1 protein-coding gene is annotated in these 1,386 nt (G+C 41.9%); it reads right to left on the bottom strand.

Translation table 11 applies throughout. The features are described 5' to 3' along the window. Positions 1–1,327 (bottom strand): IS3 family transposase gene (locus G8761_RS26660; protein ID WP_166030951.1). Its coding sequence is split into 2 segments (ribosomal slippage), with 1,328 coding nucleotides annotated over them: positions 1–934 and positions 934–1,327; the frame shifts between segments, so codons are not numbered across the junction. This gene is flagged as partial in the annotation. Positions 1,328–1,386: the final 59 nt, after the last annotated feature.

Genomic DNA, 1,386 nt, shown 5'->3' with positions numbered 1-1,386 from the left:
GCTAATAGGTGGCCCCGGTATTGCACCGGGGTCATTTTATTTAATCCCCATTGATAACGATGATTGTTATATTCATAGATAACACGATCTACTTCTGCTTTTACGTCCATTAAAGTTGTACAAAATTTATATTCTGCCAAATCCTTAAAGTGGCCAAAGAATGATTCCATGGGGGCATTATCCCAACAATTTCCCTTTCGGGACATGGATTGGTTAAGACCCAGTTTCTTTACTTTCTCCTGAAAAACAGGATGCGTATAGTGAAATCCCTGATCTGAATGGAGGAGGGCTTCTGGATGGAAATGTCCCCTCACAGCCAATTCCAGCTTTCTTAACGTTTCATAAACAATATCCATTTCGAGAGTGGAGGATAAGTGATAAGCAAGTATCTCTCTGGTAGAGCCGTCCTTTACACAGGATAAATAAGCTTTTTGGCCTTTGCCATAATACAGATACGTAATGTCGGTAAGTAAAACTTTTCCCGGTTCCTTCTGGTCGAATTGGCGGTCAAGGAGATTAGGGCACGTTTGATGTTCCTGAGTAGCCTTTGCCATTTTTCGATAAGGGTTTGCTTTCCTTAGTTTTGCGACCAAACCGTATTTTGACATGAGCCTTCTAATCTTCTTAAGGTTCATGACGACTTTATGGTTATTTTCCATGAGCATTTTGATCTGGAGAGCTCCCACTTTTCCTTTGTGCTCTTCGAAAATTCGAATGATTAGCTCTGCGTCCAGCTCGTCGTTTTTTTCACGCCTTTCCCGGGAAGAGGAGGCTTTCAGCCAATCATAATACCCGCTCCGGCTTACTCCTGCCAATTCACAAAGATAGGAAACGGCATATTCCAATTGATGTTCTCTTATGGTTTTTTCGATCAGATAGAATTTCTGGGATGGTGTTAGAATCTTTTCTTTTTCAACGCCTGCCTTTCTAGTGCCTCCAGCTTTTTTAGGAAGTCATTTTCCGCTTCAAGAAATTTAATTCTCTGTTCAGCCTTTCGCAGTTGGTCCTCTACTGACAAGGTTCTTGTAGAAGGCCTGCCCGTGCTTCCTTTTCCCCGTCGTTCGGTAAGAAAGCCTTCCTCCCCAAACCGTTCAAAGGTTTCCCTCCATCGTTGAAGGCAGCGTCTTGGCTGCTTCGGTCCGATCACTTCAAGGTTAAATCCGTGTTCCACAAAGATTTGGGAAGGAGATTTCCCTTGTTTATACTCGTGGACAGCTTGGATTTTAAATTCAGGTTTATAGGAAATGGACCGGTCTGAAGCATGTAAAATATTTGGATTGTTCTCCAATTCCTTAATTTGAAATTCAGTATATAAATTCCGACTCATCATAATCCTCCGCTCATACTCATTGGACTCATTATAAACGGGATTTTTTCTGAGGAACA

Source organism: Neobacillus terrae, from assembly GCF_011393025.1.
In the GTDB taxonomy this organism is placed as follows: domain Bacteria; phylum Bacillota; class Bacilli; order Bacillales; family Cytobacillaceae; genus Neobacillus_A; species Neobacillus_A terrae.
Note: the sequence above shows the minus strand (reverse complement) of the source record. Positions and strands in the feature narration are given on the sequence as shown.